Annotated in this window: 26 protein-coding genes; 13 read left to right on the top strand and 13 right to left on the bottom strand. The window is 66.1% G+C overall.

The annotated features are described in order from the left end of the window. Nucleotides 1-7 precede the first annotated feature (7 nt). The 7 genes from GFY24_RS23345 (at nt 8) to GFY24_RS23315 (ending at nt 6481) form a co-directional block, all read left to right on the top strand. Complete coding sequence (locus tag GFY24_RS23345; protein WP_228566586.1) at nt 8-733, top strand: hypothetical protein; 726 nt, start codon at nt 8-10, stop codon at nt 731-733. A gap of 160 nt (nt 734-893) precedes the next feature. Continuing rightward, the gene (locus tag GFY24_RS23340) at nt 894-1526 is read left to right on the top strand and encodes a TetR/AcrR family transcriptional regulator (RefSeq protein WP_153807224.1); all 633 of its coding nucleotides are present in this window, start codon (nt 894-896) and stop codon (nt 1524-1526) included. 70 nt (nt 1527-1596) lie between these two features. Next, on the top strand, nt 1597-2748 hold the full coding sequence (locus tag GFY24_RS23335; RefSeq protein WP_153807347.1) for an acetyl-CoA C-acetyltransferase: 1152 nt from the start codon (nt 1597-1599) through the stop codon (nt 2746-2748). A 205-nt stretch (nt 2749-2953) separates the two neighbouring features. Further along, on the top strand, nt 2954-4204 hold the full coding sequence (locus GFY24_RS23330) for a multicopper oxidase domain-containing protein (RefSeq protein ID WP_194852996.1): 1251 nt from the start codon (nt 2954-2956) through the stop codon (nt 4202-4204). Next, nucleotides 4123-4359: a multicopper oxidase domain-containing protein gene (locus GFY24_RS23325; protein ID WP_153807222.1), complete on the top strand. Its 237-nt coding sequence runs from the start codon at nt 4123-4125 to the stop codon at nt 4357-4359. The genes GFY24_RS23330 and GFY24_RS23325 overlap by 82 nt, the downstream gene beginning before the upstream one ends. 97 nt (nt 4360-4456) lie before the next feature. Further along, complete coding sequence (locus GFY24_RS23320) at nt 4457-4855, top strand: hypothetical protein (RefSeq protein WP_153807221.1); 399 nt, start codon at nt 4457-4459, stop codon at nt 4853-4855. 243 nt (nt 4856-5098) lie between these two features. Next, nucleotides 5099-6481, top strand: a complete 1383-nt coding sequence (locus GFY24_RS23315; RefSeq protein WP_153807220.1) for a uracil-xanthine permease family protein — start codon at nt 5099-5101, stop codon at nt 6479-6481. Between the two features lies 1 nt (nt 6482). Here GFY24_RS23315 and GFY24_RS23310 read toward each other — a convergent pair whose 3' ends face one another. The 8 genes from GFY24_RS23310 to GFY24_RS23275 form a co-directional block, all read right to left on the bottom strand. Beyond that, the gene (locus tag GFY24_RS23310; RefSeq protein ID WP_309231228.1) at nt 6483-7880 is read right to left on the bottom strand and encodes an FtsW/RodA/SpoVE family cell cycle protein; all 1398 of its coding nucleotides are present in this window, start codon (nt 7878-7880) and stop codon (nt 6483-6485) included. Between the two features lie 88 nt (nt 7881-7968). Further along, a complete protein-coding gene (locus GFY24_RS23305; protein WP_309231227.1) occupies nt 7969-8964 on the bottom strand; it encodes a cytochrome c oxidase assembly protein in 996 nt (331 codons plus the stop codon). 179 nt (nt 8965-9143) lie between these two features. Continuing rightward, nucleotides 9144-10133 (bottom strand): cation diffusion facilitator family transporter, encoded by a 990-nt coding sequence (locus GFY24_RS23300; RefSeq protein WP_153807217.1) that lies wholly within the window; start codon nt 10131-10133, stop codon nt 9144-9146. A 100-nt stretch (nt 10134-10233) separates the two neighbouring features. After that, nucleotides 10234-11094 carry a metallophosphoesterase gene (locus GFY24_RS23295; RefSeq protein WP_153807216.1) on the bottom strand — a complete coding sequence of 287 codons (861 nt, stop codon included), beginning with the start codon at nt 11092-11094 and terminating at the stop codon, nt 10234-10236. Nucleotides 11095-11425: 331 nt separating this feature from the next. Further along, nucleotides 11426-12511, bottom strand: a complete 1086-nt coding sequence (locus tag GFY24_RS23290; protein ID WP_153807215.1) for a nitronate monooxygenase family protein — start codon at nt 12509-12511, stop codon at nt 11426-11428. Next, nucleotides 12508-13266, bottom strand: coding sequence for a CoA-transferase subunit beta (locus GFY24_RS23285; RefSeq protein WP_153807214.1), 759 nt, complete (start codon nt 13264-13266; stop codon nt 12508-12510). Before GFY24_RS23285 ends, GFY24_RS23290 begins: the two co-directional genes overlap by 4 nt. Beyond that, a complete protein-coding gene (locus tag GFY24_RS23280) occupies nt 13266-14144 on the bottom strand; it encodes a CoA transferase subunit A (protein WP_194852995.1) in 879 nt (292 codons plus the stop codon). The genes GFY24_RS23285 and GFY24_RS23280 overlap by 1 nt, the downstream gene beginning before the upstream one ends. Nucleotides 14145-14150: 6 nt before the next feature. Then, on the bottom strand, nt 14151-14915 hold the full coding sequence (locus tag GFY24_RS23275) for an enoyl-CoA hydratase family protein (protein ID WP_153807213.1): 765 nt from the start codon (nt 14913-14915) through the stop codon (nt 14151-14153). Between the two features lie 73 nt (nt 14916-14988). Here GFY24_RS23275 and GFY24_RS23270 point away from each other — a divergent pair, with 73 nt between their 5' ends. The 5 genes from GFY24_RS23270 (at nt 14989) to GFY24_RS23250 (ending at nt 20214) form a co-directional block, all read left to right on the top strand. Further along, the gene (locus GFY24_RS23270; protein WP_309231267.1) at nt 14989-15777 is read left to right on the top strand and encodes an SDR family oxidoreductase; all 789 of its coding nucleotides are present in this window, start codon (nt 14989-14991) and stop codon (nt 15775-15777) included. Between the two features lie 31 nt (nt 15778-15808). Further along, a complete protein-coding gene (locus GFY24_RS23265) occupies nt 15809-16723 on the top strand; it encodes an SDR family oxidoreductase (protein ID WP_153807212.1) in 915 nt (304 codons plus the stop codon). Nucleotides 16724-17197: 474 nt separating this feature from the next. After that, nucleotides 17198-18376 carry a hypothetical protein gene (locus GFY24_RS23260; RefSeq protein ID WP_153807211.1) on the top strand — a complete coding sequence of 393 codons (1179 nt, stop codon included), beginning with the start codon at nt 17198-17200 and terminating at the stop codon, nt 18374-18376. A 4-nt stretch (nt 18377-18380) separates the two neighbouring features. Beyond that, nucleotides 18381-18893 carry an ImmA/IrrE family metallo-endopeptidase gene (locus GFY24_RS23255; RefSeq protein WP_153807210.1) on the top strand — a complete coding sequence of 171 codons (513 nt, stop codon included), beginning with the start codon at nt 18381-18383 and terminating at the stop codon, nt 18891-18893. Between the two features lie 298 nt (nt 18894-19191). Continuing rightward, entirely contained in the window at nt 19192-20214 is a 1023-nt protein-coding gene (locus GFY24_RS23250; protein WP_153807209.1) for a hypothetical protein, read from the top strand. 638 nt (nt 20215-20852) lie between these two features. Here the strand turns inward: GFY24_RS23250 and GFY24_RS23245 are convergent. Beyond that, nucleotides 20853-21269, bottom strand: a complete 417-nt coding sequence (locus GFY24_RS23245) for a helix-turn-helix domain-containing protein (protein ID WP_153807208.1) — start codon at nt 21267-21269, stop codon at nt 20853-20855. A 361-nt stretch (nt 21270-21630) separates the two neighbouring features. After that, complete coding sequence (locus GFY24_RS23240) at nt 21631-22797, bottom strand: steroid 3-ketoacyl-CoA thiolase (protein ID WP_309231226.1); 1167 nt, start codon at nt 22795-22797, stop codon at nt 21631-21633. A 198-nt stretch (nt 22798-22995) separates the two neighbouring features. On the opposite strand from GFY24_RS23240, the gene GFY24_RS23235 reads away from it, so the two are divergent. Continuing rightward, nucleotides 22996-24207 carry a cytochrome P450 gene (locus GFY24_RS23235; RefSeq protein WP_153807344.1) on the top strand — a complete coding sequence of 404 codons (1212 nt, stop codon included), beginning with the start codon at nt 22996-22998 and terminating at the stop codon, nt 24205-24207. Nucleotides 24208-24346: 139 nt separating this feature from the next. Here the strand turns inward: GFY24_RS23235 and GFY24_RS23230 are convergent, their stop codons facing one another. The 3 genes from GFY24_RS23230 to GFY24_RS23220 are packed head-to-tail and all read right to left on the bottom strand — an operon-like array spanning nt 24347 to nt 26993. Continuing rightward, nucleotides 24347-24754, bottom strand: coding sequence for a nuclear transport factor 2 family protein (locus tag GFY24_RS23230; protein WP_309231225.1), 408 nt, complete (start codon nt 24752-24754; stop codon nt 24347-24349). Beyond that, nucleotides 24751-25917: a thiolase domain-containing protein gene (locus tag GFY24_RS23225; RefSeq protein ID WP_153807207.1), complete on the bottom strand. Its 1167-nt coding sequence runs from the start codon at nt 25915-25917 to the stop codon at nt 24751-24753. Before GFY24_RS23225 ends, GFY24_RS23230 begins: the two co-directional genes overlap by 4 nt. Beyond that, a complete protein-coding gene (locus GFY24_RS23220) occupies nt 25914-26993 on the bottom strand; it encodes a thiolase domain-containing protein (protein ID WP_153807206.1) in 1080 nt (359 codons plus the stop codon). The genes GFY24_RS23225 and GFY24_RS23220 overlap by 4 nt, the downstream gene beginning before the upstream one ends. Between the last annotated feature and the right edge of the window lie 6 nt (nt 26994-26999).

Below are 26999 nucleotides of genomic sequence, written 5' to 3'. Positions count from 1 at the left end.
AGCAGCAATGGAAGAACCCCGTTCCGAGTTGGAACTCGAGTTGGTCCGTGAGGTCGTTCTCGCGCGCCGCAGACTCGACAATGTCGTTTTGGCCGCGCTCACCCTGGGTGCGGAATTACTCGAGCATGATTCCGAACGCGCCACCGCCATGCGCGCGGCACAGATACTCGAACAACACGCCGTCGACGAGGTCGAGATACTCCGCGATCCGCGAGCGGCACTGCGGCGGGACCTGATCCGCGATCGGGATCGCGCCCGGCGCATCGGCCTGGTCAGCGAATCCTGGCAGCCACTGTCCGAGGCCGAACAGCGCCGGCGAAAACAGACCGCGTTACTCCGCGAGGTGCGCTCCGATCTCCTGGAAGTGGTCCGCACCTGCGGGCGCGTGCACTACGACCGCACCACCTTCGCCGACGGCATCGCGCAGGGATTATGCGCCGCCACCGACAAATTGGTGGAGGGGGCCGATATGGAGACCTACCGCGCCTGGCAGCGTGGCATGGTCCTGAAGATCGTCGAAGAACCCGCGCACAACGGTGAGCCGCCACGCGTCATGGCGACCGTGGACGCCGGCCCGGGCCGCGAACCCCTGACCGTCGAATGGGACAGTCCGGAGCGAAGATTGGCGCTCGTGGCGCGAATGGCCAGAGCCGGAATCTCCCCGATAGTCATCTGCGACCGATTATTGGCCGACCTTTCCGTCTCATCGCCGCTCAGATACTCCGTCCGATAGGGCCCGAGCGTTGTCGGGGGTTCGGGGGCGGAGCCCCTGAAACCTGGCGTCAGCGCCCCCTATTCCGCGGGTCAGCCGCCGAGCCGGAGACTTGTCGGGCTTTCAGGGGCGGAGCCCCTGAAAGTTTCGAGAGTTGGACATCCCTGACTCGACCAAGCAAATGCTTGGTTGTATATTGGGGTTCGTGACCCCACCCTCGGAGCCTTCCAAGTCAGCGCGTCGTAGCGAGCTGCTCGGCCTGGCCGCCAACCTCTTCGCCGAACGAGGCTTGCGCGCCACCACGGTTCGCGATATCGCCGACGCCGCGGGCATTCTATCCGGGAGTCTCTACCACCACTTCGATTCCAAAGAAGCAATGGTGGACGAAATTCTGCGGGGCTTCCTCGACGACCTCTTCACTCGCTACCGCGAGATCGTCGGCTCCGGCCTGAGCGCCCGCGACACCCTCGAGGCACTGGTGATCGCCTCCTATGAATCGTTCGATCAGTGGCATGCCGCCGTCGCCATCTACCAGGCCGAGGCCAAACGCCTCAGTGGCACACCACGATTCGGCTATATCGACGAATACAACCGGGAGTTCCGCGAACTCTGGCACCAGGTTCTCACCAATGGTGTCGAAGACGGCAGCTTCCGCCCCGAGATGGATATCGAACTGGCCTACCGGTTCCTGCGCGACACCGTATGGGTGTCGGTGCGCTGGTACCAGCCCGGTGGCCGGATCACCGTCGACAGCCTCGCCAAGCAATACCTGACCATCGTGCTCGACGGGCTCACCAGCCCCGACGCGAGATAGTCCACAAAGAACAGCCCGCAGTCAGTAGGAGTTCACCATGTCAGCATCCTCCCGCCGTCAGTACTCGCCCATGCGCGAGGCGTATGTGATCGACTCCGTGCGCACCCCCGTCGGCAAGCGCGGCGGTTCGCTCGCCGATGTGCACCCGGCCGACCTCGGCGCGGCGGCGTTGCGCGGGCTGATGGGCCGCACCGACCTGGACCCGGTGCACGTCGACGATGTGGTGTTCGGCTGCTGCGACACCATCGGCCCGCAGGCCGGAAATATCGCGCGCACCTCCTGGCTGGTCGCGGGCTACCCGGAGTCGGTGCCCGGCGTGACCGTGGACCGCCAGTGCGGCTCCTCGCAGCAGGCCATCAGCTTCGGCGCGCAGGCCATCATGTCCGGCACCTCCGAGATCATCGTGGCCGGCGGTGTGCAGAACATGAGCGCCATCCCGATCTCCGCGGCCATGCTCGCCGGACAGCAGTACGGCTTCGAGGCCCCGTTCGTCGGTGCGCAGGGCTGGGATCACCGGTACGGCACAGGTGAAGTGTCGCAATTCAATTCGGCGAATATGATCGCCGAGAAGTGGGACATCTCCCGGGTGCAGATGGAGGAGTGGGCGCTGCGCAGCAATGAGCGCGCCCGCAAGGCCATTGTCGACGGCCGCTTCGACCGGGAGATCGTCGCGGTCGGCGACTTCTGGATCGACGAGTGCCCGCGCGAGACCACCATGGAGAAGATGGCCGGGCTCAAGCCGCTCGCCGAGGGCAGCCGGGTCACCGCCGCGCTCGCCAGCCAGATCTCCGACGGCGCGGCCGCCACGCTGCTGGCCTCGGATTGGGCGGTGCAGGAGTACGGGCTCACCCCCCGTGCCCGCATCCACCATGTGAGCGCGCGTGGCGCGGACCCGATCTACATGCTCACCGCGCCGATTCCGGCCACCAAGTGGGCTCTCGAAAAGACCGGGCTGACCATCGACGATATGGATGTCATCGAGATCAACGAGGCGTTCGCCTCGGTCGTGCTGGCCTGGATCAAGGAGACCGGCGCGAATCCGGACAAGGTCAATGTCAATGGTGGGGCCATCGCGCTGGGGCACCCGCTCGGCGCGACCGGTGCCAAGCTGTTCGCCTCGCTGCTCAATGAGCTGGAGCGGGTGAACGGGCGCTACGGCATGCTCACCATCTGCGAGGGTGGCGGCACCGCCAATGTGACGATTATCGAGCGCCTGGGCTGAGTTCGGCTGCGCCGGTAGTCTTTCCGCTCGTTCGGAGGCCACACACCGAATTTCGGTGTGTGGCCTTCGGCGTTTCCGGAGAAGTGGGATAGTCGAGGAATGGGACAAACCCGGCGACCCGGCCGGGTGGGCGAATCGACGCGATATGAGCGAGAACCTGCCGAGGCGGGGCTTTCTATTGGGGACTCTCGGGGTGGGGCTTGGCATGGCGGGGGTCGCGCGAGCCGATCCGGCGCCGCTGCCACCGCCGCCCATCCCGATTCCGCCACTGCCCGCACCCACCTACACTCCGCTGAACTATCACTCGCCCGCATTGAAGCCCTGTGTGGACGAGCTGCCGATACCCGAGACCCGTGCCGCGACAGGGGAATTGGCGGCCATGTCCGGGGCGCACCGGTATCACCGGGATCTACCGGAGACGCGCAGTTGGGGTTTCGGGCGGGACGTGCTCGGGCCTAACCTCGAGGCGTGGCGTGATCGGGTGGCGCGCATAGCGTTTCACAATGAACTCGGCACCCATGTGCTCGCGCCGCACGTGGATCTGACCATGCACGGGGTGACCGAACGGGATCGCACCGATCCGCGATTCACCGTGCACCTGCACGGCGGGGCCAATGCGCCCGATGCCGACGGGCATCCGCTCGTCGGGTGGCGCAATGGCGGCGGGCCGCGCTTCACGTACACGAATCGGCAAGAGGCCGCGGCACTCTGGTATCACGACCACACAATGGGTATCACGCGGTTGAACATTCAGGCCGGGCTGGCCGGAATATATTACGTGCGAGACGAATTCGACACCGGACGGGACGACAACCCGCTCGGCCTGCCCAGCGGGGAGTTCGAGATACCGCTCATCGTGCAGGACCGCACATTCAACCCGGACGGCAGCCTGCAACCCATGGTCGCCACCTATATTCCGGAGGGCTACAACCAATCCGGACAGGTCGGCGATGTGGCCTGCGTGAACGGTAAGGTATGGCTGCTGCTGCGGGTGCGGCGGACGCTGTACCGGTTCCGGATACTCAACGGATCCAATTCGCGCCCATACATTTTCGAGTTCTCCAATGGAATGCCCTGCTGGGCAATCGGAACCGACCTGGGCCTGCTGGACACGGCGGTACCCACCCCGTCGATTCGAGTCAGCCCCGGCGAACAGTGGGACATAGTCAACTCCACCCCCTTCGACCACCCCATCCACCTGCACCTGGCCCGCCTCCGGGTAATCGGCCGCCAGCCCATCCTCACCTCGGCCTACTGGCTGGCGAACACACCCCCCGCATTCGGCACCCGCTGGACCCCCTCCGCCGACCCCTTCGCGATCGGCCCCCAACAGGGCCCGCCCCCTTGGGAAGTCGGCTGGAAGGACACCATCGAATGCCCACCGACACCATCACCCGAGTCATGGTGCACTGGCCCTCGGTCGAGGATCTCGACTTCGACCCCGACACCGCCTTGACGATCCCGCCGGGCGCGGAGGCCATCGCCCCTTCGGGAATGCATGACGCACAGGCTGTTTCGGGTCACCCCGAGATCCGCGGCTACGTCTGGCACTGCCATAACCTCGACCACGCCGACCACGACATGATGCAGCAGATCCGCGTCATGCCCTGACGGCCTTCGGTGGTTCCACCCGAAACGCCGGGGGGTGTTGGGGTGCGAAGCTCGCAGACCTGGTGCGCGGCGGCCATTCTCGACCTACGGTTGGTATATGTCCAGGTCAGGGGAGGGCCGGTTCGAGGAGATCGCGCGTAAGGCCCGGCGCGTACAGGAGTCCGTGGAACGGGTGCGGGGAGTCGCGGCGGGGGAGGGAGTGCGAATCGAGGTCGCGGCCGATGGGCGGATCATCGACCTTCGACTGACGGAGCCCGGTCTTGCCCAAGCTATTTCGCGCAGGCACGAACAGGCGCTCGCCCGCGCCTGTGCTTCGGCTGCCGAGCTACGACGGGAGGTGGTATCCGATCCCGCGATCGCCCGTGCGCTGCGCACCCTGCTCGAGTCCGCGCCCATCGCGGCCGAGAATTCGGTCTGCGAACCGCCTACCGACGCTCACGAATCCAACCCCTACGCGCTGCCGGTGAATGTGCGTCGGCGGTACGGGCTGGGGTAGCGCGGTGGGGCTGAGCAGGGTGCGGTCCAGCTGAAGGGAGCGGCGTGCGGTCCGGCTGGTCTGAACGGAGTGCCGTCGGGCTGAGAGGGCGGGGTGCGGTCGGGCTGGGGGTGAGTGGAGTGCGGTCGGGCTGGGGGTGAGCCAGGCGGGGTGTGGTGAGCGTGTGTGGTGGGGAGCTGGAGATTTGCTCGGATTACTATTTGCCCGAATTGGTTTCCGGCCTCGGTAGAAAGCGGGCTGTTCATGGATTTGGGTGTCCGCTGGCGGGTGCACGGGGACGGGCGTACGCCCGCGCCGGGTGCGGTGGTTCGGCCTGATGAACGGTTGTCGTGGCCGCGCACACTGGGATTGGGTGCGCAGCACGTGGTGGCCATGTTCGGGGCCAGTTTTGTAGCGCCGGTGCTGATGGGGCTGGACCCGAATCTGGCCATCATGATGTCCGGTGTCGCCACCACCATCTTCCTGCTGGCGACCAAGGGGCGGGTGCCGAGTTATCTCGGGTGTTCACTGTCGTTCGTCGGTGTGGCGGCGGTTATTCGGGCGCAGGGCGGCAGTAGCGCGACGGTTACCGGGGCCTGCCTCGCGGTCGGCGCGGCTCTGTTCCTCATCGGGTTGGCGGTGCAGAAGTTCGGGGCGCGCATCATTCACGCGGCCATGCCACCGGTGGTGACCGGTGCGGTGGTCATGCTCATCGGGTTCAATCTCGCGCCGGTGACCGCCTCCACCTACTGGCCGCAGGATCAGTGGACGGCGCTGCTGGTCATGCTGTTCACCGGGCTCGCGGTGGTCGCGCTGCGCGGATTCTGGTCGCGCATAGCGATTTTCCTCGGGCTGATCTTCGGCTACGCCTTCTCCTGGGTGCTGGATCGAGTGTTCGGCAAGATCCATTCGGCCGATGGCAGCGGTGCGGTCACCGATCACTGGCGGCTGGATCTCTCCGGTGTCGCACACGCCGATTGGATCGGCCTGCCGCAACTGCACGCGCCGTCCTTCGAATGGTCTGCCGTGCTGGTCGCGCTGCCCGTGGTGATCGCCCTGGTCGCCGAGAATGCCGGGCATGTGAAGGCCGTCGGCGAGATGACCGGCGACAATCTGGACAGCAAACTGGGCACCGCCATCGCCGCCGACGGCGTGGCCTCCATGCTGTCGACCGCGGTGGGTGGTCCGCCCAACACCACCTATTCGGAGAATATCGGCGTCATGGCCGCCACTCGCGTCTACTCGACCGCCGCCTATTGGGCCGCAGCCGGTTTCGCGCTGCTGTTCGGTCTGTGCCCGAAGTTCGGTGCGGTGGTCGCGGCCATTCCGGGCGGTGTACTCGGCGGCATCACGGTCATCCTGTACGGCATGATCGGCCTGCTGGGCGCGCAGATCTGGACCAATGCTCGGGTGGACCTACGCAATCCACTCAATCTGGTGCCCGCCGCGGCCGGTCTGATTATCGGCATCGGCAATGTGAGCATGAAATTCACCGATACCTTCACGCTCAGCGGTATCGCCCTCGGCACCCTGGTCGTGATTACCGGCTATCACGTACTGCGTTTCCTCGCGCCCGCGCATTACAAGGTCGAGGAGCCACTACTCGACGAGGGCACCTCGTCCTACGACGACCCCATCGACAAGTAACTCACCGCGCCCGGCCCAGCCACCGCCGCGAAACATGTTGTGTCTGAGCCTCGGCCAGCGGAGTGGACGGTCGCGCGGGCGGTGGTGGTGCCGTCCGCGCGTCGTGCGAGATGCGGATCAGCAGCGCCACGATCACATAGTTCGCCAGCAGTGACGACCCGCCGTACGACATGAACGGTGTGGTGAGACCGGTCAGCGGAATCAGCTTGGTCACCCCGCCCACCACCACGAACAACTGCCAGCCGATCGAGAACGCCAACCCGCCGCCCAGCAGTTTCCCGAACGCGTCCCGGGTGGCGAGCGCGGCCACGAACCCGCGCACGGTGAGCACCAGGAAGAGCGCGAGCACCGCGGTCAATCCGATCAGACCGAGCTCTTCACCGATGGTCGAGATAATGAAGTCGGTCTTGGCGAACGGCACCTCCTGCGGCCGCCCCGCCCCGATGCCGGTCCCGAGTAGTCCACCGGTCGCCATTCCGAACAGCGCCTGCGAAATCTGGTATCCGGAAGTGTAATACGTGGCGAACGGGTCCTGCCACACCTGCACCCGCACCCGCACATGCGGGAACAGCGAATAGGCGAGCGTGGCCCCCATCGCGAACATGGCGAAACCGATGATCAGCCACGACACCCGATCGGTGGCGATATAGATCATGGCCAGTACGGTGCCGAACACCAGCAGTGAGAAGCCCAGATTCTTCTCGTACATGAGCACCAGCAGCGACATGGCCGTCACCAGCAGCAGCGGTGCCAGGTCTCGCAGGCGCGGAAAAGTCATGCCCAGCAGGCGATGTCCGGCGCTGGTGAACAATTCCCGATTCGCCACCAGGAACGCGGCCACGAAAATGAGCAGCAGCACCTTCGCGAACTCGCCGGGCTGAATCGAGAAGCCGTGCAGCAGAATCCAGCTCTTACCGCCATTGACCTCGCTGTATTGCGCGGGCAGTAGCGCCGGCAGCAGGAGTGCGCCCAGTCCCGCGAGCCCGCAGGTGTAACCGTATTCGGCGGGCACGGTGTGATCGCGCACCAGCGCCAGCACCAGGGCGAAAAGTCCGATTCCTATTGCGGTCCAGATCAATTGGTGCGCGGCGTCACTGGCCTGCGCGGTACCACCCGCCAGCGGATTCTCATGATCGAGCCGGTCGATGAGCACCAGCCCCAGCCCGTTCAACAGCACCACGCACGGCAGCAGTACCGGATCCGCGCTCGGCGCCCACCGCCGCACCGCCAGATGTGCCGCCAGGGTGAGTACCGCGAAAACACCGAGGGTGCTCAGCGTGGTCGCACCGGTTCCGGCGGAGGCCGACAGGATCAATGCGGCGAGCGCGGTAATGGCGACCGCACCGGCGCAGAGCACCAGTTCGGCGCCTCGGAACGCGCGACTGGGCGAGCCGACCACGTGCGAACTGTGCCGAAACCTGTTCACGCCCAACAGTAACGCGGGTGGAGAGTCGCGCGCAGCGAGTAGCGATTAGCGGGCGCGATCTTCAGCGGCGGCGGAAGCGCTGACTCAACTGCGGGTCGTTCTCCCACCACAGACCGGTGCCCGGCCGGGCCGGCTCCGGCGCCTCGGTGCCCGATTGCGCCGAATCATCCTCGGGCACAACCGGTTCGGCGCGCGCGTCGGCCGCATCGAGTTCGGCATCAACCTGCGCGGCCCTGCGCTTCTCATCATCGGACCAGGCGCGCATGAGCATGAGCGCGAACGGAATTCCGAGCACATCGCCGAGCAGCCAGAGAATGCCCGCTCCGGCCGTCTGATCCATGCGCAGGCTCGGACCCCAGGTGCGGCCCACCTCCCGGTAGTAGTCGGCGGCCAGGATCGGGCCGAGCCACACCACAATGCCGAGAATGCCATCCGCGAGGGATTCGATCACGGTAATGAGCAGTGACACCGCCTGGGAGTACTTGCGCGGCACCGGATCCGCCTGCAACCGCGAATAGAAGTACAGAAATCCGATGCACACCAGGACAATTCGGGTCACCGCATCGATCACGCCATTGCGCAGCACCGACTCGTACCAGGGCGAGAAGTACAGCAGCCACGGCGTCAACAGCATGGCCGCCGACGGCACCAGTGGAAACGTCAGCCCGGTCACCGCCCGGCTCTTCAGGACCCGATCCATGCGAGCCTGCCCCGCCTCGCCGAGCGCTCCCCGCAGCACGGTCAACGGCGTCCCCGCCGCCAACCCGAACGCCACCAGATAAAGCAGCAGCAACGTCTGCAGCGCCCGAACCCAGAACAGCGTGTCCGAGTAAACCCCGAGTGCCCCGACCCCGGTATAGAGCCACAGCGCCAGCCCCACCACCCCGAAACAGATGGCCCGCCCACGCGCCGGAAGGTCCACACCATTCCGCTTCGCCGCCAACCACGCCCACGCATACCCGGCCCCGATGAGCGCCGTGATCACGACGGTCGAGGTATCCCAGCGCCACGAAGTCAGCAACGAGCCAACGGTCAACGGGGTACTGATCCAGTTCACGCCCGCCAGTATGCTCTTCCGCCTCTCCGCGCCTTCGGGCCAGATTCAGGCGGGCACGAGTTCCGTCGGCGGCCGGCGGTCGGGTGCGGATGAGTTCGCCCGTCCCCGACGAGTTACCCCTGGCGGCGCGAGATCAGTTGTCGCCTCCGCTACGACAGACCATCAGTTACGACAGACCATCAGTGCAGGGCGGTGTGGGCGGGGCCATGGGATTGTTCGCAGTGCGATTCCTTGTCGCGGCCCAGGGCCAGGACGCCGGGTTGGGCGTGATCGACCTGGAGGGTGGCGTGGTCGATGTGGTGGTCGTGGGAGAGGAAGTGGGCGAGGTCTTCGCGGACGGCGTGGCAGTCGTAGCCGGGTTCGACCAGGACATGGGCGGAGAGGGCGGGGGAGCCGGAGGTGATTTCCCAGATGTGCAGGTCGTGCACCTCGACGACGTGGTCGCGGCCGGCCATGGCCGCACCGATCGCGGTGGGATCGAGGTTTTCCGGGGCGGCTTCGAGGAAGATGCGACTCGATGCGCGGACCAGGCTGATTCCGGCCTTCACCATGAGGGCGACCACGATCAGGGTGGCGATGACATCGGCTTGTACGAAGCCGGTGGTCATGATGATCGCGCCCGCGATGGCGGTGGCGATGAAGCCGTACAGGTCGGTGAGGATGTGCTGGAAGGCGCCCTCCACATTCAGGCTGGTCCGATTCGCGCGGCTGATCATCAGTGTCGCAATGAGATTCACGACGACGCCGACGAGCGCGGTGGCGAGTACCAGTCCGCCGGTGACCTCCGGCGGATCGAATAGTCGGCGGATCGCCTCGAAGGTCAGCCAGGCGGCCAGCACCAGCAGGGTCGCGCCATTGGCCATGGCGGAGAGGATTTCGACGCGCTTCCACCCGAAGGTCATGCGTCCGGCGGCGGGTCGCGCGGCGAGTCGAATAGCCCACAGCGCGAGCGCGATCGATGCCGCGTCGGTGAGCATATGCGCCGCGTCCGAGAGCAGCGCCAGCGATCCGGAGACCACGCCGACCACGACCTCGCCCGCCATATAGGCGACGATCAGCGCGAGTGCGCCCGCCAGCCAGCGCTTGTCGCTGTCCGCGGTAGCTCCGTGCGAATGCCCGTGACCATGCGAATGCCCATCCTCATGGCCGTGTCCGTGCCCTGCGCCCATGTCGATCTCCCTTCATTCATGACCGCTGGCGATCATATGCACGCATCGCTATGTATGCAAGGTTGAAGACGCGTCTACCGCCCCGACCTCGCGGAATGTCTCAACCGGCGACGGGTTCGGCCGATGATTCGGTGGCCGCGAGCGGGAGTTGCAGCACCGACCAGGAGTGTTCGGGTGTGTACGCCGGGTGATGTGAGGCGTCCGGATCGGCGGCCAGACCCTCGACGCGGGTCCAATGGTCCGGCCCGGCGGGAATGGTCTCGGTGTACCGGTAGTGCAGATGGCCGTGGAAATGCACGGCGGGCCGCAACCGCTCCACCACCCGCTGCACGCGGTCCTGATTTGGGAAGCACTCGGGCTTGTTCTTACGATTGAACTTCGGCTGCGAGGCGCGCGGCTTGTCATGCGTGAGCAGCACATCCACCGGCGAATCATGTTCGGCCAGAAGGCTTTCCACTTCGTCGTCGGTCATCTCCTCCTCCGGGAACCACAGTGTCCCGGCCGTGAGCGGCCGCCGATTCGACCCGTAACCACGCCGCTCGACCGCCTGCTCCTCCTTGCGCGCCTCCCGCGCCAGCCGCCACCCCTTATCGGTGGACCGGGCCCCGCCGAATGCGGCGAAAGTCGTTCCCTCCCAAGTCCATCGATGCCCCCGAGGCGCGTACCGCACAAACTTCCGGCACACCAGGAACCCCTCCTCGTCGCGCTGATCCCCGTACTTCTCGACCAGCAGCGAAGACTTGTCGTGATTCCCATCCAGGAAATACACCGTCACCCCGGCCCGTTTGGCCGCCCTGTTCACCACGTCGAAGTACCGCCGCCCCGAAGCCATATGCTCCCAGGCCCCGAAATCCCCCACCGCGAACACCTTCGAGCACCCCTCGCGCACCGCGACCCGCAGCACTGTCAGCGCATGCTCGGTGTTCCCATGCACATCACCGACAATCAGGACATTTCCCATCGCCACATGGTGGCACCAGTACGCGCGTCCGGCCCAGCGAATTCCCCCGGCACGCCGTAGCCGGAGTCGCCAACTGATTTCGTGCCGCCCGGGGTAACTCACCGGGGACGGGCTAACTCGGCAACTGCGTGACCGCCGGTCGCCAACGTAACTGTCCAGGTGCGTGAGTCTGGCCGAAAGTCGCGGAAACGCAGACAGACCGCCCCTGGGCGAGAGGTTCCGGGGGCGGCCTGTGCGCGCGGTGCGGGGCACCGCGCTACGGACCCGAGGTCGATCGGGTCCGTGAGGTGCGCGGCCGTTTGTGTCGGCCGCGCAGTTCAGGGGGAGTGGGTTATGCGGTGGCTTCGGCGTCGGTGACGCGGTAGGCACCGAGGGCGTCGATGCGGGTGATCGCCTCGGCGATGATGCGGTCGATCAGTTCTTGCACGGTCGGCAGGTCGTCGATGATGCCCGCGACCTGACCGGAGGCGAGCACGCCCGCATGCGTATTGCCTTCCACCAGACCGGCTTTGAGCAGCATGGGGGTGTTGGCGGCCATGATGACCTGGGACCAGGTGAGGTCCTTGTGCTTGTGCATGGCCAGACCGTCTTTGACGAGGGTCGTCCACTTCATGCCGGTCATGCCCTTGAACTTCAGCGCATTGGACGCCGCGGCGGCGAAACCGCGTGCGCGGCCGGAGTTTTCCAGCTTCTGCACGAGTTCGGTGTTCAGCACGCGGTGCGGCATGCCATCGACCTTGGTGGAGACGATGGTGTCCTGCAGGCCGCGAGTCAGGTACTCCTGCTTCACCGAATCCGGCACACTGCTCTCCTGGGTGAGCAGGAAGCGGGTGCCCATGGCGACACCGGCAGCGCCGTAGGAGAGTGCGGCGGCCAGGCCGCGACCGTCGAAGAAACCGCCACCGGCGATCACCGGGATGTCCACGGCGTCGAGTACCGACGGCAGCAGCAGTGTGGTCGCGACGGGGCCGGTGTGTCCACCGCCCTCACCGCCCTGCACGATCACCGCGTCCGCACCCCACGAGGCGACCTTCACCGCGTGCCTGGCCGCGCCGATGGACGGAACCACCACCACGCCATTGTCTTTGAGGCGCGCGATGAGTTCCTTCTTGGGCGCGAGCGCGAAGGAGGCGACCTTCACGCCCTCACGGATCATCAACTCGCAGCGCTCGGCGGCATCGAAGCCATCGGCGCGGATATTGACACCGAACGGCTTGTCCGTCTGCGACTTGGTCTTGGCGATGGCCACTTCGAGTTCTTCGAAGGTCATGGTGGCCGAGGCCAGGATGCCGAGGCCGCCCGCATTGGCGGTGGCCGCGACCAGACCGGGTCCGGCGACCCAGCCCATTCCGGTCTGCACGATCGGATGCTCGATGCCGACCAGTTCGGTCAGCGGCGTCTTCAGCCGAGCGGTCATGCCGTCACTTCCTTCTCACGGAAGCCCTTGGGGTCCAGCACGGTTCGGATGATCCGCAGCTCTTCCTCGGTGGGCAGCCGGGTCTCGCCCGCCTCGGCGAGACCGGCGATCTCGAACGAGGTGTTCTCGGCGACCTCGTCGGCACTCACGCCCGGGTGCAGCGACAGTGCGCGCAGGGTGTGGTCCGGGCCGTTGAAGTCGAAGACGCCCAGGTTCGAGACCACGCGGTGCAGGTGGTGGAACCGGTACGCCGGGTTCTCGGGATCGATCTTGTCGTAACCGATTCCGGAGACGATATCGACGGTCTCCACGAACACGCGCTTATTGTGCTTGGGCACGAAGTAGCTGGTGGCGTGGTTGATGGTGTTGCCGGGCGCGCCGCGCACACCGAACATCTGCCGGGTCGGCTGCTGCAGCGGACCGAAGGCGGAGAGGTTCTGGTTGCCGAAGCGGTCGATCTGGTTGGCGCCCATGACCACATGGCGACGACCCGAGGCAACGACATCGAAGACCTTCGAGAACGGAATCCAGCCCTCGATGGGAGCCTTGCCGCCGATGGGCGGAACCTCGGCGAAGAACAGCGCCTCACCGTCGGACAGCAGCAGATCCGGCTCGAAGGTGAGCCGCGCCAGCCGCGCGCCGATGGTGGTGACGGTGGACATCGGGCTGGCCATGATCTCGCCCGCGCCGCGGAAGATCTCGGCGGACGCGACGACGCAGATCTCCGCGCGAGTGATCGTGGTGGTGTCGGTCATTACTTCTGCTCCTCGGCGAAAGCACGGACGGCGGCCTGGTATTCGTCCTCGGACACGTCCAGGAAGCGAGCCTTGAACTCGGCCCACGACTCGGGCGTCTTGGCGGCCTCGACATAGTGGCGCTGGAACTTCTCATCGCGGCCGTAGCTGCCGGAGAAGGTGAAGTGCGCGCCACCGGGGGCCTCGACCACGCCGTCGACCATCATGCGGTTGAGGATGATCGACTGCTGCGGAACGGCTTTCACCAGTTCGTCGGTTTCGACGAGGCGATCCACCGACAGGTAGCGGCGCTCGGCGGCCAGGGAGTACAGGTCGTCGAAGTACGGGTCGACGCCGGTGTACGCGGCATTGCCGTGCTTATCGCCCAGATCCAGATGCACGAACGAGGCATCGAGGTTCAAAGCCGGCATGGCGACGAGGGTTTCGCTGCGGCCGTCGGCATCGGTGTACGGCGACTGAACCGTCTTCAGCTCGCCTTCCCAGAAATCGATTACGGCAGAACCCAATCCGGCGCGAATCGGCAGGAACGGCAGGCGCGCGGCGGCGGCCTGCAGCCCGCACTTGACCATGCCCTCGTCCATTTCACGCACGGTGATCTCGCCACCGGTGCGCGCCTTGGCGAACCACGGATCGTAGAACGGCGCGGAATCCAGGGATACGAAGCCGTAGTACGCCTTTCGCACCTTGCCCGCCGAGCAGAGCAGGCCCAGGTCCGGTCCGCCGTAGGTGACGACGGTCAAATCCTTGATGTCCGAACGCAGAATCGCACGGACGAAGGCCAACGGCTTGCGCCGGGAACCCCAGCCGCCGATGCCGATGGTCATTCCGCTGCGGAGCTCACCGACGACCTCGTCGAGGCTCATTCGCTTGTCGCGCATGGCTTTTTACTTCCCCTTCTTCTGGGCGGCCAGGTCGTCGTCGAACCGAGCGCGGATCTCGTCGGCGACACCGGCGAGGTTGAGCTCCATGGTGAAGCCCTGCTCGAACCGGTACGACTTGTGCACGTCCTGCACGTCGATGCCGTTGAGCGCCTTCTTGGCGGCGCGAATGACGCGGCCGTCCTTATTGGCGATGTTCTTGGCGACTTCCATTGCGGCGGCGTCGAGTTCGGCGCGCGGCACGACCTTGAAGACCGACCCGTAGTGGTGCAGCTGCTGTGCGGTAAGCGTGCCCGCGGTGTAGAACATGGTCCGCATCAGATGCTGGGGGACCAGGCGCGAGAGGTGGGTGGCCGCACCGAGCGCGCCGCGGTCGACCTCGGGGAGGCCGAAGGTCGCGTCGTCGGAGGCGATGATGACATCGGAGTTGCCGACCAGGCCGATGCCGCCGCCCAGGCAGAAGCCGTTGACCGCGGTGACGACCGGTACTTCACAGTCGTAGATGGCGGCGAACGCGGCGAAGCAACCGTGGTTGGCGCGGATCAGGGCGGTGTGCCCGACGTCCGCGTTCATCTCCTTGATATCCACACCGGCGTTGAAGCCGCGGCCCTCGGCGCGCAGCACCACGACGCGCGTCTCCGGGTTGCGCCCGGCCGCGGTGACAGCGTCGGCGAGCGCGAACCATCCATCGGAAGGCAGAGCATTGACCGGCGCGTAGTCGACAGTGACGACTTCGACGCCTTCTGTTTCGGTGTGACGGATGATTCCCATCGCGCCTCCTTTGAGTTGTAGCTGCCCATCGTTGGCAAAACAAGCAAGTGCTTGGTAGGTTAGCACGGTGGCAATCGAAGTGAACCTCTCCGGCTCGGTCGTCTTGGTCACCGGCGGCGTGCGTGGAGTCGGGGCCGGTATCAGCCGGGTATTCCTGGACGCCGGCGCGACCGTCGTGGCATGTGCGCGCCGCCCAGCCGACACCCCGGTCGAGAGCAATGGGCGCGGTATCGACTTCCTCCCGTGCGATGTGCGGGACCCGGATTCGGTGCGCGAGATGATCGACGCCATCGTCGCGAAGTACGGTCGGCTCGACACCGTCATCAATAACGCGGGTGGTGCACCCTTCGCGCTCGCGGCCGATGCCAGCCCGAACTTCCACTCCAAGATCATTCAGTTGAATCTGCTTGCGCCGCTGCTGGTCTCGCAGGTCGCCAATGACGTCATGCAGAAGCAGGACACCGGCGGCTCGATCGTGATGATCTCCAGCGTCTCCGGCCACCGGCCTTCCCCCGGCACCGCCGCCTACGGCGCGGCCAAAGCCGGCGTGGACAGCCTGGTCTCCTCGCTCGCGGTCGAGTGGGCCCCCAAGGTCCGGATGAACTCGGTCATCTGCGGTCTGGTCAATACCGAATCCTCGCATCTGCACTACGGCGACGAGGACGGTATCGCCGCGGTCAGCAGCACGGTTCCCATGCAGCGCATGGCAAGCCCCGAGGACATCGGCCGCACCGCCGCCTTCCTGGCCTCTCCCATGGCCGCGTACGTCACCGGTAGCGCGCTGCTGGTGCACGGCGGCGGCGAGAAGCCCGCCTTCCTGAACGCATCCACGGCCGACGTTCCCGCCGTCACCGGCCACTGATCCCCACTCACTCATCAGCGAGGTATTCGATATGACCGACAACAAGATCTGCGACGGCCGCGTCGTCATCGTGACCGGTGCGGGCCAGGGCATCGGCCGTGCGCACGCGCTGGCGTTCGCCGCCGCCGGTGCCAAGGTCGTGGTGAACGACCTGGGTGCCGAGCTCGACGGAACCCCCAAGCCGGACTCCGGTGCCGCGAAGGTGGTCGAGGAGATCCGCGCCGCCGGTGGCGAAGCCGTCGTGAACGGCGACGACGTCTCCGACTGGGAGGGCGCGCGCCGTCTGGTCGCCACCGCCGTCGAGACCTTCGGTGGCCTGGATGTGCTGGTCAACAATGCCGGTATCGTGCGCGACCGCATGCTGGTCAACCTCGGCGAGGACGAGTGGGACGCCGTCATCAAGGTGCACCTCAAGGGCCACTTCGCCCCGATGCGGCACGCCGCCGAGTACTGGCGCAACGAGTCCAAGGCCGGCCGTCAGCCCGAGGCCCGGATCATCAACACCAGTTCGGGCGCGGGTCTGCTCGGCTCGGTCGGTCAGGGCAACTACTCGGCGGCCAAGGCCGGTATCGCGGGCCTGACCATTACCGCCGCCGCCGAATTCGCGCGCTACGGCATCACGGTGAACGCCATCGCCCCGGCCGCGCGCACCCGCATGACCGAGACCGTCTTCGCCGAGACCATGGCGGCCCCCGAGGACGGCGGCTTCGACGCCATGGCCCCGGAAAACGTTTCCCCGCTGGTGGTTTGGCTGGGTAGCGCCGATTCCGCCGGTGTCACCGGTCGCATGTTCGAGGTCGAGGCCGGCAAGGTCACCGTCGCCGACGGCTGGCGGCACGGCGTCTCGGTCGATCGCGGCGCCCGCTGGGAGCCCGCCGAGCTCGGCCCCGCCGTTCGCGACCTGCTCTCCAAGGCCACCACTCCCGAGCCCGTCTACGGCGCGTAATCGCCGTCAGCTCCACCAGCTTTCATCGCCGGTACTCCGAATGGAGTACCGGCGATTTGTGTTTCCGATGCGAAGCATCGATTGTGATGTCGCTCTCACTATGCGGGGGCATGTACTGATGGGCCTGTTGTGCCTGGTTGAGGTACCGGAACGGTAGCTGTCTGGTTGGTCTGGAATGTCCTTGTCTGCCATGGGCGATGGGGGTTCGGTGGGGCGGTCGGGGGTGACCGAGAACGGTGTGATCGGTCAATTGTGCTGGGGCGCTTGTTGATATTCGGTACAGGTGACCGAAGGCAGGCGTACGGTTTGGAAGGCTCCCTATCGGGATCGAGAGTTGCGCGGGGTGACGTAGTGACCGGTACGATGACCGCGTTCCGCAAAGGTCCGGCAATCGGGGCAGCCGGATGTTTGTGTGCCGCTCCGCAGTACTGGAGCAAGCCGACTGCACAGTATTGATGAGGGGATGGCTCTCGCATGGTCATTGGTCGTGCATTGCGCTTGGTGGCAGTGATCGCGGCTGTCGCCGGGTCAGCGCTGCTCGGGCCGGTGCCCGCCGAAGCGCAACCGGGTATAGACCTGGAACCGGCACCGGGAGCGGGTGGGAACCCGACCGTGGGTGTCCCCGATCCGCACGCCGTGGCCGTTCCGCTGAATCCCGTTGCCGGGCCCGGAGATCTGCTGGCCATCATTCTCGGTCTCGGCACCGGCTCCGCCGCGGTGGGCTCCGCGGGTGTCGGCTCCGCCGGAGTCGGCTCGGCGGGCACCGGATCCGCGGGATTGGGAGTGCTGCTCGGCGGCACCGGATCGGCTGTGGGCGGGACGGGCTCCGCGGCTGTCGGCTCGGCGGGCGCGGGCACCGGTTCCGCGGCGCTCGGCCTCGGCGCGACCGGCTCGGCGGCGGTCGGTTCAGCGGGTGCGGGCACCGGTTCGGCGGCCCTGGGTTTGGGCGCGACCGGTTCGGCCGCACTCGGAACCGGTTCTGCCGCAGTAGGTTCCGCGGGCGCGGGTCTGCTGGCCGCCTTGCTCGGTACCGGTTCGGCCGGAGTCGGTTCGGCGGCGGTGGGTTCCGCCGCGGTCGGCTCGGCCGGTCTCGCCGCGTTCTGTACCGGCTCCGCGGCTGTCGGTTCCGCTGGAATCGGTTCCGCCGCAGCGGGTTCCGCGCTCGGCGGTGGTTCCGGTGTCGGTTCTGCCGCAGTAGGTTCCGCCGCGGTGGGCTCCGCGGCGGTCGGCTCCGCGGGTATCTGCGCCTCGCCACTGCTGCTGCTTCTGATTCCGCTGCCGAATCCACCCGTCCCGGCGGCTCCGGCGGTGCCGCTGGAGATTCCGTCCGCGCCGAGGGTCCCGGCCCCCGCGGTCGTCGCGCCGGTGCTCGCGCCCGCGCCGCCCGCTCCCGAGGCCGCCCCCGCGCCCGCGCCGGCCCCACCGCCACCCCCACCGGCCCCGGCACCTGTGCTGGCACAACCGAATCCGGATGTGAAGCCGACTTCGGCGAACGCGCCGTTGCCGCCGGTGAAACCGCTCTCGGTGATCGGCGGTTTGATCGCGCTCACCCTGGCGGGCGCCGGTTCGGGTGCGGTGAGCTTCCAAAGCGCTTCGGCGGCACAGGCGCGGGTCGATGCCGCGCGGGCCGCGTTCTTCGGACCGGGGGTGTGAGGGCATGACGGAGAGCCGGGCTCGTAGCATCGGGTCGTACCGCCGGGTGGCGGCGGCGGTGGACGCGGTGTGCGCGGTGGCCGCCGATTTCGACGCCACCAATCTCGACGAGGTGGTGCTCGCCATCTCGGCCGAGCGCCGCCGCATGATCGAGATCGCCAGTGCGCAACTGGGTCCGGGTGTCTGCGGTCAGCGCCGCAGTTATCCGGACAAGGATGTGATCGTGCTGGCCGAGGCACTGCCCAGCCGCGAGCACACCCTGGCACACGAGTTGGGGCATATCGTCTTCGACCATCCGGGCGAGGCGGCCGCCGAGGTGGTCCTCGAGGCCAGTGACGATCTCATCGCCTACATGCTCAGTCAGCGCTCGCACCAGAAGATCGTGGAGCTCGGCGAGGACGAGCAGTGCGAATGGGAGGCCGAGACCTTCGCCAGCATGCTCATGACCCGCCTGCGCGTATTCAACAGCCGGGGCGCAGGCGTCTCGGTCCTTCGATTCGATGAGGCACTCGGATGACCGAGTCAGGCCCGGAGGCGGCAGCCTGCGTAACCACGGAGGGCCCTCGGTCATCCGAAAGAGGGCACAGCATGACCGAGTCAGGCCCGGAGGCGGCAGCCTGCGTAACCACGGAGGGCCCTCGGTCATCCGAAAGAGGGCACAGCATGACCGAGTCAGGCCCGGAGGCGGCAGCTTGCGTAACCACGGAGGGCCCTCGGACATCCCCGAGAGGGCACAGCTTGACCGAGTCAGGGCGCGGAGGAGGCAGCTTGCGTAACCACGTAGCGCCCCTCGGACATTCGGGAGAGGGCGCAGCATGACCTTCTGGTTGACGGCCTTGCTGGTCTGGATGGCCGCCGGTGCGCGAGTGGGCCGGGTGCTGGTGAAACCGGCGACAACGGCCCGGGTGGCGATTATCGTCGCGGTGGCCTCGGTTGCGCTCGCCGCGACCATCTGTATCCCGGAAATCGGTGTGGCAGTTGATCATCTGCTGCCCAATGGCGTGCACGGCAGCTGGTTCTCCGATCGGCTCGCCACCGCGTCCTGGATGTTGTTCGGCACCGCGACCTCGGTGGTGGCGGCCGCCGCATGGCCCGTGGTGTCGCGCCGGAATCTGCGTCAGATCGCCTGGTTCATCTATGCGGGCGGTGCGGTCGCCATGGCGCTCACCCTGCTGTGGTCGATCACCTTCGGCTGGGTGATCATCGTGCTGGAGTGCCTGTTCATCGTGATCACCGGTGTGCGCAACCTGGATTGGACCGCATTGGGCCGCGGTATCGCGCTCTACTGTGTGGGCACGCTGGTGGTCGGCGTGCTGGCCGCGCTGTCGGTGCGGCGCGAATTGATACATGAGTCGATGGCGAAACCGGATGCGGGCGACTGGTTCTGGCCGTTCTGGCAGCTCGCCAGCCTGCTCATCGCGGTCGGCGCGGTCTGGATCGTGATCGAGCTGTGGGCGCGAGCGCGCCTGCTGCTGAAGCAGATTCGCACGCTGCACCGGGTGTTGATCGCGCGCTTCCCGGAGGTGGTGGCCAAGGACCAGACCGGTTCGGCCACCCAGTTGAAGGCCTCGGACCAGGTCACGCAGATTATGGACGCCCTGTATCTGCAGTCGGGCGGTGGTATGGAGCTGACAGCGGTCGGCAGACCCCCCGAGGCCGTCGCCGAGCGCGCGGCACGAGTGGCGGAGTGGGCGCGAAATCCGTTCGGCGAGGTACTGATCGACGGTCGCTGGATCGCGCCGCCGCCGGGCGTCGGCCCGCGCGGCTGGGTGCAGGTCATTGCCCGCGCCTTCGACGCGGGTGCCACGGCTCCCAGCCGCAGCACCGCAAAGCGCTGAGTTCGGCCACCGCGTGTTGTTCATAGTGCGTTAGTCGAGGCTTCCCCAAGAGCAAGACTTTGCTACGAATAGAGAACGGCCCCATGCCTTGGCATGGGGCCATCTCTTGTCGCACTGTTGCCGCAACTGATGTCTTGATTGCGCCAATGTCTTATTGGAGTCGGCGGCTCACTTTTGCCGTTACCGCGATTGAATGCGACCGAATTGTCGCGTTCTGTGCTCAATGCACAAAGAGTTTGTGCTCGCAGCACATAAATATTTGTGCACACAGCACAATAGGGCACTTGTCGCAGATGGTGCATTGGGGGCGAAACGCTCACATCACACAAAACGACATAGTGCACAGATCATCCGGCTCTATCTCGGCCCTCGTGATGTGGGCAGCGAAATGCCAGGATTGTGCATAAAGCACGGGCGCAGCGAGCCACGCCATATGGCCTCAGCACGCTGAGGCCGGTGTAACACTCTTCAGTCGACCGAATGGCTCCACGATGAGAGGCGCTGCCCTGCAAGCAGCGCCGTCACCGAAACCTGATCGGGCACCTGCAGTACCCGATCGAGCAGAGAGCAAGTCCGTGTACCGGGTCAGCCCGGTGCGACCTCCGAGACGGCCGCACCGAGATTCCCCGGTACGGGACCTATTCCGTGCCGTCCGGAGGAATTTCGGGCAGCCCTTCGCTGGCCCGCAACTTCTCCGCCATAGAGGTGAGGAGGTTCTGTGATTCTTCAGAGAGGTCGAACGCCCTACTCGACAGGCGACGTAGTCCATAGCCCTGCAGCTGGGACAGCAGTTCGAGATCGTGATCGATCTTGGCTGCGTAGATGTCGTTGAAGAAGTAGTCCGGTTTCACCTTGAAGAACTTCGCCAGCGCGGCCACCGTCTCGTCAGAGGGGTTGGTCCGCTGTCCCGACCGCAGCTGCGAGAGATACGGTTTCGAGATCGGATGGCCGGAGGCCGTGAGCGCCGCCGCCACCTCTGCGTTGGTGTGCGGCTTACGCCCCGGGGAATGCACGGTTTCGAACAGCTTGTTCAGCCGCGCCGCGAAATCAGCCATTGTGAGCCGCCCAATTCCCTTCGCTGTACTAACAGTCGTTATCTCGGATACGTATCATTGATATTAGCGGCTCAGTAACTGAAAACCTACGCCTGATCCGCGATTTCCTTGAAGCTTCTAGGCGGTGATCCGGTGAACCGGCCTTGGCTTGGGTGTTTGCGGGCCAGCGCCACCGTTCTTGCGGAGGGCTTAAGAGTCCCGGTTCTGGCCCGTCGCGGAGGTCTTCCACGACGGGCTGTCGGTAACCCTAAGATAGCTGACGTCTCATCTTCTTGTCTGTACCCAAGTTTGTGTGGCGTACGCCACGTTTCGCGACAAGTGGGATGAACGTTCAACCTCGGCCGAATTTGATTGATCTGGCCTAGATTCGCTCAATGATGGTGCCGGTCGCGAGTGCGCCGCCGCAGCACATGAGGATCATCGCGGTCTGCTTGTCGGACCGCTCGAGTTCATGCAAAGCCGTTGTGATGAGCCGAGTTCCGGTGCTGCCCACCGGATGCCCGATCGCGATGGCGCCACCATTGACGTTCACCCGATCCAGATCCGGCTTGTGCACCGACGCCCAGGACAGCACCACGGAGGCGAACGCCTCGTTGATCTCGAACAGATCGATATCGCCGATGCTCATGCCGCTGCGCTCCAGCAGGCGCTCACACGCCTGAACCGGTCCGTCCAAATGGAATTCGGGTTCACCGCCCACCAGGCACTGCGAGATGATCCGCGCGCGCGGGCGCAAACCCGCACGCTCAGCGGCCTTTTCGTCCATCAGCAGCACGGCGGAGGCGCCGTCGGAGATCTGCGAGGAGGAGCCCGCGGTGTGAATCCCGCCCTCCAGCACCGGCTTCAGCTTCGCCAGGCCCTCGCGGGTGGTCGCGCGCAGACCCTGATCGCGGCTGATATCGGCGGTCTCGCCGGTGAGATTGCCCTCCTTGTCGACCTGCGGCGCACCGACGATGGTCAGCACCTCGCGGTCGAAGCGGCCCTCGGCCCACGCCTGTGCGGCCAGTCGCTGCGAACGCTCGCCCCACTCGTCGGTGTCGTCGCGAGTAATGCCGCGCCGCTTGGCAATTCGCTCCGCGGCGGTGAACTGGTCCGGCATATCGATGCTCCACGAGGCCGGGCGGCGCGGGCCCGCGTGCGTTCCGACGTTGGCGCCCAACGGAACATGGCTCATGGACTCCAGGCCGCAGGAGACGCCGGCCTCGATGGCGCCGGTGGCGATGAGCCCCGCGACCAGACCGGTGGCCTGCTGTGCCGAACCGCACTGATTGTCGATGGTGACCGCACCGGTCTGCCACGGCAGTCCGGCGTGCAGCCAGGCGGTGCGGGTGACGTTGTTGGACTGCTCGCCCACCTGCATCACACAGCCGCCGATGACCTGCTCCACGAGCGCCGGATCCAGCCCGGCGCGGTCCAGCAGGCCCTTCTGTGCCGCTCCCAGCAGTTCGGCGGCGTGCAGGCCGGCCAGCCAGCCGTTGCGCTTGCCGATGGGTGTGCGTGCGGCCTCGACGATGACGGGTGTACCCACGATGGTGTTTCCTTCCGGATCAGAACTGGAACAAGTTCTCTATAGGTAATGTAAGTCCTTTTCGGTTCCTTCCCTAGTCTTACCGCCTGTGCTTGAATAACGGTAGAACGTGTTTCAGTTAGTCAAAGGAGACAGCTGGTGGTTGACACCCAGGCCCGGCCGAACGTGCCGGAAGGCTTCGACGTCACGGACCCGGAGATGTGGCAGCACCGAGTACCGGCGGAGGAGTTCGCCGAACTCCGTGAGGCCGCGCCGATCTGGTGGAATCCCAAGTCTCCCGAGGCCGGTGGCTTCCAGGATGACGGCTTCTGGGTGATCAGCAAGCATGCCGACATCAAGACCGTATCGCGGCGCGACGATGTGTTCTCGACGTTCGAGAACACCGCCATCCCGCGGTTCCAGGACGACATCACCCGTGAGCAGATCGAACTGCAGCGCTTCGTGCTGTTGAACAAGGACGCTCCCGAGCACACCAAGCTCCGCAAGATCATCTCCAAGGGCTTCACCCCGCGCGTCATCAACGGCCTGCGCGCCGAGCTGACCGCTCGCGCCGAGGCCATCGTGCAGGCCGCGGCGCAGGCCGGATCCGGCGATTTCGTCGAGCAGGTGGCGGCCGAGCTGCCCTTGCAGGCCATTGCCGAATTGATCGGCGTGCCACAGGAAGACCGCAAGAAGCTCTTCCAGTGGTCCAACGAGATGACCAGCTACGACGATCCCGACAGCGACGCCGATCCGGTGGTCGCCTCCACCGAAATCCTCGGCTACGCGTATCAGATGGCCGAGGCCCGTCGTGCCTGCCCGGCCGATGACATCGTCACCGAACTGATCAATGCCGACGTCAACGGTGAGGGCCTGCTGCCGGAGGAGTTCGGCTTCTTCGTCATGGTGCTGGCCGTGGCCGGCAATGAGACCACCCGCAATGCCACCACGCACGGCATGATCGCCTTCCTCGAAAACCCGGACCAGTGGGAACTTTTCAAGGCACAGCGACCCAGGACCGCCGCGGACGAGATCATTCGCTGGGCGACCCCGGTCAGCAGCTTCCAGCGCACCGCGCTCGAGGATGTCGAGATCGGCGGCGTGCAGATCAAGAAGGGGCAGCGGGTGGTGATGTCCTACCGCTCGGCCAACTTCGACGAGGAGGTGTTCGAGGATCCCGGCACCTTCAACATCCTTCGCGATCCGAACCCGCATCTGTCGTTCGGCGGCACCGGCGCGCACTACTGCGTCGGCGCGAATCTGGCGCGGCTCGAGGTCGAGATCATCTTCAACGCGATCGCGGACTACATGCCGGACATCACCAAGCTCGGTGATCCCAAGCGGCTGCGCTCGGGCTGGCTGAACGGCGTCAAGGAGTTCCAGGTCGACTACGGCACCAAGCCGAGTGGCGGCTGTCCCGTCGCGCACTGAGCATGCGCGAAAGCCGGACCGTGCGCGAAAAGTACTGACCTGCCCTGCCTCTCACAACTCAGGGCAATAAGAAAAGGAGCGGGAGACTGGAATCCAGTCTCCCGCTCCTTTTCCTTCGCCCACACCGAAAGTGTTGTCGCTAGGCTGGTTTCATTGTTTTCATAGCGCGCTCGGTCTCCCAGAAGGCGCGCAGGGCGGCGATCTTGCCGTCCGGATTCACCTGGTACGTGAAAACGCCTTCGGCATCGATGATTTGACCGCCCATATGGGTGCGAATGCGACCGGTGTACGCCACCTCGCTACCGCAGGCGAACGAGTCCTCGAAGAGGAATTCGATCTTGTCGGTCTGCGCGATCGCCTTGTCCCAGAACGCCGCAATGGCTTCCGGGCCACGGTGACCCACACCTTCGGGATCGAAGAAGGACGGCCCGACGGGATCCTCCACAATGCCGTCGGCCGCGAACAGCGCGACCCACGCTTCTTTATCTTTGGCGCGCACCGCGGATTGCGATGCGGTGCCCGCTACCCGCGCGGGATGCTCACTCACGGCTGCTCACTCCCGACCACCCACATCGAGAAGTACTGTGAGCCACCGCCATACGCGTGACCGAACGCCTTGCGCGCGTTCTCCACCTGGTAGTCGCCCGCGCGGCCCATGACCTGCTTGGCGGACTCGGCGAAGCGGATCATGCCCGATGCGCCGATCGGGTTGGAGGAGAGCACGCCGCCGGACGGATTCACGGGCAGCTTTCCGCCGATGGCGGTATCGCCCGCATCGGTGAGCTTCCAGCCCTCGCCCTCCGGCATGAAGCCGAGATTCTCCAGCCACATGGGCTCGAACCAGGAGAAAGGGACGTAGATCTCGGCCGCGTCGATCTCTTCCAGGGGGTTGGTGATCCCGGCCTGCTTCCACAGTGCGGCGGCAGCGGCCTGACCGGCCTTCGGGTTCACCTGGTCGCGCCCGGCGTAGGCGAGCGGTTCGGTGCGCATGGCGGTGCCGTGAATCCAGGCGACCTTCTTACCGGTGGCCTCCACGGCCTTGGCCGAGGCCTCGTCGCCGATCACCATGGCGCACGCGCCGTCCGAGGACGGGCAGGTCTCGTCCAAACGGATTGGGTCCCACAGCATTTGGGATGCCATCACCGATTCCATGGTGATATTCGGCTGCTGCAGGTGCGCGAACGGATTCCGGGCGCCATTGCGGCGATCCTTCACCGCGACCATGGCGCCGATATGCAGCGGTGCGTTGGAACGGCGAATGTAGGCGCGCACGTGCGGGGCGAAGTAGCCGCCCGCGCCCGCGCCGACCGGCATGGTGAACGGGACCGGGTTGGACAGCGCCCACATGGCGTTCGACTCGGACTGCTTCTCCCAGGAGAGGGCGAGCACCTTGCCGTGCACGCCCGCCTGTACATGGCTGGCGGCGACGACGGCGGTGGAGCCGCCGACCGAGCCCGCGGTGTGCACGCGCAGCAGCGGTTTTCCGGTGGCGCCCAACGCATCCGAGAGGAACAGCTCCGGCATCATGGAGCCCTCGAAGAAGTCGGGGGCCTTACCGATGACCACGGCGTCGATATCGGCCATGGTGAGACCGGAGTCGACGAGCGCGCGATCGATGGCCTCGCGGAGCATGCCCGCCATGGACACATCGGACCGCTTGGTCACGTGATGGGTCTGGCCGGTGCCGAGCACGGCGGCAAGGTTGGTCATGAGCGTGCCTCCAGAGTGGCAACCAGGTTCTGCTGCAGCGCGGGACCGCTACTGGCGTGCGCCAGGGCGCGATTCGCGGTGCCATTGATGATTTCGGTGGCGGCGAAGCCGATGCGCTCCAGCCCGGCCGTGAACATGGGATTACCGGACAGCGGGCCGCCCGAGGTATTGATCCGGGTGGAGCCGTTCAGGCCCAGCGCCTGCGCGAGGATGAGCTCCTCGTGGCTGTACTGCGCGTGCAGTTCGGCAAGGTCGAAATCGGTTGCGCCACCGTTGATCGCGGCCTTGGCGGCACGCGAAGCGGACTGCGAGACCGTGAGATCGCGCGCACCCAGAATCGGGGTGTCGATGTAGTGCGCGATACCGCTGATCCACGCCGGACGCTCGGTCAGCTCGCGCGCCCGGTCGCCCACGGCCAGCACGATCGCCGCCGCGCCATCGGTAATGGGCGCGATGTCATGGGCGCGGAACGGATTTGCCACATACTCCGCGGCCAAAAGCTTTTCGATATCCGATTCGGTACGCGCGGTGGCACTGCCACCCTTGGCGGCGGCATTGGTGGCAGCCCGCGCGGCCACCTCGGCCATATCGCGCTCGCTCCAGCGACCGGCGTCGATACCGGCGCGGGCCTGCAGGCCGGCCAGCGAGATCGAGTCCGGGCCCAGCGGCGCGACCAGGTACGGGTCGGTCTGCAGGGTCAGGATCTGGCGCAGCGTGCCCGCCGACGCCTTGCCGAAGCCGTAGACCAGCGCGGTCTCCGCCTGTCCGGAGCGCAGTTTCACCCACGCCTCGTACAGCGCCCACGCCGCGTCCATCTCCACGTGCGACTCGTTGATCGGTGGCACCGCGCCGATGGCGTCGATGGCCGAGATGAACGAGAAGGCGCGTCCGGCAAGGTAATCCGAGGAGCCCGAGCACCAGAAGTCGATATCGGTCTGCCGGATACCCAGCTTGTCGTACAGCTGGTGGAAGCAGGGCGCGAGCATCTCCACGCCATTGGTGGTGCCGAAGGTCTCCGGCACGTGCGGTGCGTGGGCGAAGCCCACCACCGCGATATCAGTTGCGTTGTCGCTCAACGTTTT

It is taken from the genome of Nocardia sp. SYP-A9097, from assembly GCF_009649815.1.
Lineage (GTDB): Bacteria > Actinomycetota > Actinomycetes > Mycobacteriales > Mycobacteriaceae > Nocardia.
Note: the sequence above shows the minus strand (reverse complement) of the source record. Positions and strands in the feature narration are given on the sequence as shown.

Excerpts from the sequence above, each read along its gene's own strand:
- GFY24_RS23265 (WP_153807212.1), top strand. The coding sequence starts at position 15,809 with ATGACCGACAACAAGATCTGCGACGGCCGCGTCGTCATCGTGACCGGT.
- GFY24_RS23325 (WP_153807222.1), top strand. The coding sequence starts at position 4,123 with ATGCCCACCGACACCATCACCCGAGTCATGGTGCACTGGCCCTCGGTC.
- GFY24_RS23260 (WP_153807211.1), top strand. The coding sequence starts at position 17,198 with ATGGTCATTGGTCGTGCATTGCGCTTGGTGGCAGTGATCGCGGCTGTC.
- GFY24_RS23280 (WP_194852995.1), bottom strand. The coding sequence starts at position 14,144 with ATGCGCGACAAGCGAATGAGCCTCGACGAGGTCGTCGGTGAGCTCCGC.
- GFY24_RS23295 (WP_153807216.1), bottom strand. The coding sequence starts at position 11,094 with ATGGGAAATGTCCTGATTGTCGGTGATGTGCATGGGAACACCGAGCAT.
- GFY24_RS23235 (WP_153807344.1), top strand. The coding sequence starts at position 22,996 with ATGTGGCAGCACCGAGTACCGGCGGAGGAGTTCGCCGAACTCCGTGAG.
- GFY24_RS23340 (WP_153807224.1), top strand. The coding sequence starts at position 894 with ATGCTTGGTTGTATATTGGGGTTCGTGACCCCACCCTCGGAGCCTTCC.
- GFY24_RS23320 (WP_153807221.1), top strand. The coding sequence starts at position 4,457 with ATGTCCAGGTCAGGGGAGGGCCGGTTCGAGGAGATCGCGCGTAAGGCC.
- GFY24_RS23345 (WP_228566586.1), top strand. The coding sequence starts at position 8 with ATGGAAGAACCCCGTTCCGAGTTGGAACTCGAGTTGGTCCGTGAGGTC.
- GFY24_RS23315 (WP_153807220.1), top strand. The coding sequence starts at position 5,099 with ATGGATTTGGGTGTCCGCTGGCGGGTGCACGGGGACGGGCGTACGCCC.
- GFY24_RS23290 (WP_153807215.1), bottom strand. The coding sequence starts at position 12,511 with ATGACCGCTCGGCTGAAGACGCCGCTGACCGAACTGGTCGGCATCGAG.
- GFY24_RS23285 (WP_153807214.1), bottom strand. The coding sequence starts at position 13,266 with ATGACCGACACCACCACGATCACTCGCGCGGAGATCTGCGTCGTCGCG.
- GFY24_RS23330 (WP_194852996.1), top strand. The coding sequence starts at position 2,954 with ATGGCGGGGGTCGCGCGAGCCGATCCGGCGCCGCTGCCACCGCCGCCC.
- GFY24_RS23225 (WP_153807207.1), bottom strand. The coding sequence starts at position 25,917 with ATGACCAACCTTGCCGCCGTGCTCGGCACCGGCCAGACCCATCACGTG.
- GFY24_RS23300 (WP_153807217.1), bottom strand. The coding sequence starts at position 10,133 with ATGGGCGCAGGGCACGGACACGGCCATGAGGATGGGCATTCGCATGGT.
- GFY24_RS23250 (WP_153807209.1), top strand. The coding sequence starts at position 19,192 with ATGACCTTCTGGTTGACGGCCTTGCTGGTCTGGATGGCCGCCGGTGCG.
- GFY24_RS23245 (WP_153807208.1), bottom strand. The coding sequence starts at position 21,269 with ATGGCTGATTTCGCGGCGCGGCTGAACAAGCTGTTCGAAACCGTGCAT.
- GFY24_RS23255 (WP_153807210.1), top strand. The coding sequence starts at position 18,381 with ATGACGGAGAGCCGGGCTCGTAGCATCGGGTCGTACCGCCGGGTGGCG.
- GFY24_RS23275 (WP_153807213.1), bottom strand. The coding sequence starts at position 14,915 with ATGGGAATCATCCGTCACACCGAAACAGAAGGCGTCGAAGTCGTCACT.
- GFY24_RS23335 (WP_153807347.1), top strand. The coding sequence starts at position 1,597 with ATGCGCGAGGCGTATGTGATCGACTCCGTGCGCACCCCCGTCGGCAAG.